This is a genomic window from Bacillus sp. MBGLi79, from assembly GCF_002953915.1.
The window spans coordinates 886,609-890,678 of the sequence record NZ_CP026521.1; the positions used below are offsets into that span (position 1 = coordinate 886,609).

A 4,070-nucleotide genomic window follows, 5' to 3' on the forward strand; every position below is an offset into this window, starting at 1 on the left:
TTGATCTTAACGTTTTTCCGGGCGATGCCTTCTTTGTGAAAGCCCGCCTTCTCCAGCACCCGGATTGAGGCAAGATTACGGGGCATGACGCCGGCTTCGATGCGATGGAGCTTGAGATCGTGAAATGCGAACTCGACCATCAGCCTGACGGCTTCTGTCGTGTAGCCTTTGCCGTTGTGTTTCTGATCCAAAAAATAGCCGATGAAGGCGCTTTGCAAGGAGCCGCGCAGTACCTGGAAAAGGTTGATCGTTCCGATCAGCGCATCGTTTGCAGGATCAAAGATGCCAAAATAATAATCTTCATCATTCTGCATATTTTCATATAATCTTTGAAGCCTCTTCTGTTGTCCTTCGATTGTATAAAACTCTTCGTTCCGCTCCATTGAAAACTGTTCAAAAAACGGGCGGTTTGCGTTCTGCAATTCGAGGCAAGCCTCGGCGTCTTCAGCCGTAAGCGGCCTGATGTAAATGTTTGTCCCTTTTTTCATCGTGGAAAGTCTCCTTTTATAAAGATGGAATGCGGTCGGCTTTTTTCATCAACTCTTCAAAATACGCAAAAAATTGATCCCTGTCGACTTGATCGACGACTTTGACCATTCTGCCGCAAGGATGCTCTTCTGTCGTTCCTTGGCGCGGGCTTTCCGTATGGACAATCGCCTTGACGCTGCGCGAGCGTGTCATATCGACTGTGCCGAGCGTCAGCGTCGTCAGCACATCCCAAAGGTAGTATGTCGAATTCGTCTCGTTATGGACAAGCGGCGGACACATCGCATAGCACTGGCCGATAAAATCGATCCCGACATGCTTTCTGAGGCTCGCCCAATGGGAGCGGATATCATTTGTCAATGGCACTTGGTTCGTGCTTTCAAGCGCGACCATTTCGATCTGAATATCGCGTTCGAACACCGTCTTGACGCTGTAAGGGTCCCAAAAGGCGTTCCATTCCGCCGTCCCGTCGTGCTCAGGCTCTTCCACATTTCCTTTCTCAAGGAAAGTGCCGCCCATCCAGACAAGTTTGGCAATGTGCTTGATGATCGCCGGTTCTTCCTCAAGCGCCCTCGCCAAGTCTGTCAGCGGGCCGGTGAACAGCAGCGTCACCGGTTCGGGGCTCTGATTGACGCATTCAATGAGATGAAGGTGGGCGGGCAGGTCTGACACCGGGGTCCGGACTTCGCCTTTTTCATTTAAAAGCGGCAGGGCGTCGACATAAAAAGCGTGCATGCGCCACTCCTTCGGGAACGGATGCACCCCTCTCGAATCGGATGCCGCAGTCTCGACCTGGTACGAACCGAAGCGGTCAATGATTTTTCGGCTGGCACTGAGAGCCGGCTCCAAATAGCAATCCGCCGGTATGACAGATGCTCCGATCAATTTGACATCTTCCATCTGCAATAGCAGAAATAAAGAGACGAGATCATCGACGCCTCCGTCATGGTTAAAATAAACGGGCTTTTTCACAGCAACATCTCCTTTTTTCTTAATATTGATTATTTTACATCAATTAGATCCCGAAGTCTTTTTTACCATGAATTAGGGCATTTTATCTAAAATTAAACAAATAATAAAACCCATTTTGTTGCGATTTTTTCAACAACTAGTATAATTAAAGGTTGTTGGTAAAGAAATGATACGGATACTCTAATAGGATGATGAAAACATGAAACGTGCACGAATCATATACAATCCGACTTCCGGACGCGAAATTTTCAAAAAAAACCTTGCCCAAGTTCTGCAGAAGTTCGAGCAGGCAGGCTATGAAACGTCTTGCCATGCGACAACAGGGGAAGGGGATGCCGTACAGGCCGCCAGAAACGCCGCTGAGCGGGAATTTGACTTGATTGTTGCGGCCGGAGGAGACGGCACATTAAATGAAGTCATCAACGGACTGGCGCCGTTGGAACACCGTCCCAAGCTCGGAGTCATTCCGGTCGGAACGACGAATGACTTTGCGAGAGCGCTCGGCATTCCGCGCGAGGATATTTTAAAGGCGGTAAACACAATACTAGAGGGAGAAGCCCGTCCGATTGACATCGGCCGCGTCAACGGCCAATATTTCATCAATATTGCCGGCGGCGGACGCCTCACCGAACTGACATATGACGTACCAAGCAAATTGAAGACGATGCTCGGCCACCTCGCCTATTATTTAAAAGGAATGGAAATGCTCCTTCCTTCGCTGAGGCCGACCGAGGTTGAAATCGAATACGACGGCAAGCTGTTTGAAGGAGAAGTGATGCTGTTTCTCGTCATGCTGACGAACTCCGTCGGCGGCTTTGAGAAGCTTGCTCCAGACTCAAGCTTGAACGACGGCATGTTTGACCTCGTTATTTTAAAACGGGCAAACCTCGCCGAATTCATCAGACTTGTCGGACTTGCCCTCCGCGGCGAACATATCAATGACGAGCATATCATCTACACGAAAGCAAACCGCGTCAAAGTGACGGTCAAAGACAAAATGCTCCTCAACCTTGACGGCGAATACGGCGGCGAACTGCCGGGCGAATTCGAAAACCTCTACCGCCATATCGATGTCGTCATGTCAAAAGAAAAAGCGAGAAAATTGGATGATTGAACTTGGTCTAAAGAGCTGGCCAAGTTTTTCTTATAGCAGGTGAAAAAGATGAAACAAAAAGCCCCCGTTCAAAAAAATGAATATTACAATGTCGTATTTGAAGATTTAACACACGAAGGAGCCGGCGTCGCCAAAGTCGACGGCTTCCCGATTTTCGTGCCGAACGCGCTCCCTGACGAAAAGGCGCAGATCAAAGTGACCCGGGTTAAAAAAGGCTTCGCCTTCGGCCGTCTCATCGATTTGAAAGAAGAAAGCCGCTTTCGCACGGACGCACCGTGCCCGATCTATAAGCAGTGTGGCGGCTGCCAGCTTCAGCACATCAACTACGAAGGCCAGCTTCTCTACAAGCAGAAGCAAGTCAAAGACGTGCTTGAGCGAATCGGCAAGCTCGATTTAAGCCGGATCACCGTCCACCCGACCCTCGGCATGGAAGACCCGTGGAACTACCGAAACAAAGCGCAGGTCCCTGTCGGCGAAAGAGAAGGCGGTCTGATCGCAGGCTTCTACCAGCAGCGCAGCCATGAAATCATCGACATGAACGAATGCCTGATCCAGCAGTCGGAAAACGACCGCGTCGTTCAGGCGATTAAAGAGATCTGCGGCAAATACGGCATCAAAGCGTACAACGAAGAACGCCACAAAGGCTGGCTCAGACACATCATGGTCAGATACGGCGCCGTCACAGGCGAAATGATGGTCGTCTTCATCACAAGAACAAACGACTTCCCGCACAAAGCGAAAATCGTCGAGGAGATCACCGCGGCATTCCCGCACGTCAAATCGATCGTCCAAAACATCAACCCGAAAAAAACAAACGTCATTTTCGGCGACGAAACAACCGTCATCTGGGGAGAAGAATACATTTACGACACCATCGGCGGCATCAAATTCGCCATCTCGGCAAGATCGTTCTACCAGGTCAACCCTGAGCAAACGAAAGTGCTCTATGACAAAGCGCTTGAATACGCTGAATTGAACGGCGAAGAAACCGTCATTGACGCATACTGCGGCATTGGCACGATTTCGTTGTTTTTAGCGAAGCAGGCGAAGAAAGTGTACGGCGTTGAGATTGTACCGGAAGCGATTGAGGACGCGAAGCGGAATGCTGAGTTGAACGGCATTGAGAACGCTGAGTTTGCCGTGGGCGAAGCGGAGACCGTGATTCCGAAATGGTATGAGGAAGGCATTGCGGCTGACACGCTAGTGGTTGACCCGCCGCGCAAAGGCTGCGATGAAGCTTTGCTGCAGACGATTATTGAAATGAAACCGAAGCGTGTAGTGTATGTGTCATGCAACCCGGGAACCTTGGCGCGCGATTTGCGGGTGCTGGAGGATGGCGGGTATGTGACGCGTGAAGTGCAGCCTGTTGATATGTTTCCGCATACTAGCCATGTGGAGTGTGTGGCGAAGTTGGTTTTGAAAAGAACAGTTGATTGAGCTGTACCTAATAGTTTAAAACTTTACGGATGACATCTTTTCTTCTTCAAAGACTTAATCT

4 protein-coding genes are annotated in these 4,070 nt (G+C 49.8%); 2 read left to right on the top strand and 2 right to left on the bottom strand.

From position 1 onward, the window contains the following. Positions 1-488, bottom strand: a 488-nt coding sequence (locus C1T29_RS04445) for a GNAT family N-acetyltransferase (RefSeq protein ID WP_208945627.1), incomplete at its 3' end; no start/stop codon positions are given. A gap of 16 nt (positions 489-504) precedes the next feature. Further along, positions 505-1,458 (bottom strand): nucleoside hydrolase, encoded by a 954-nt coding sequence (locus tag C1T29_RS04450; protein WP_103750408.1) that lies wholly within the window; start codon positions 1,456-1,458, stop codon positions 505-507. Positions 1,459-1,657: 199 nt separating this feature from the next. On the opposite strand from C1T29_RS04450, the gene C1T29_RS04455 reads away from it, so the two are divergent. Beyond that, positions 1,658-2,572: a diacylglycerol kinase gene (locus tag C1T29_RS04455; RefSeq protein ID WP_023855610.1), complete on the top strand. Its 915-nt coding sequence runs from the start codon at positions 1,658-1,660 to the stop codon at positions 2,570-2,572. Between the two features lie 48 nt (positions 2,573-2,620). Further along, entirely contained in the window at positions 2,621-4,009 is a 1,389-nt protein-coding gene (rlmD, locus tag C1T29_RS04460) for a 23S rRNA (uracil(1939)-C(5))-methyltransferase RlmD (protein ID WP_103750407.1), read from the top strand. The last annotated feature ends 61 nt before the right edge of the window (positions 4,010-4,070 follow it).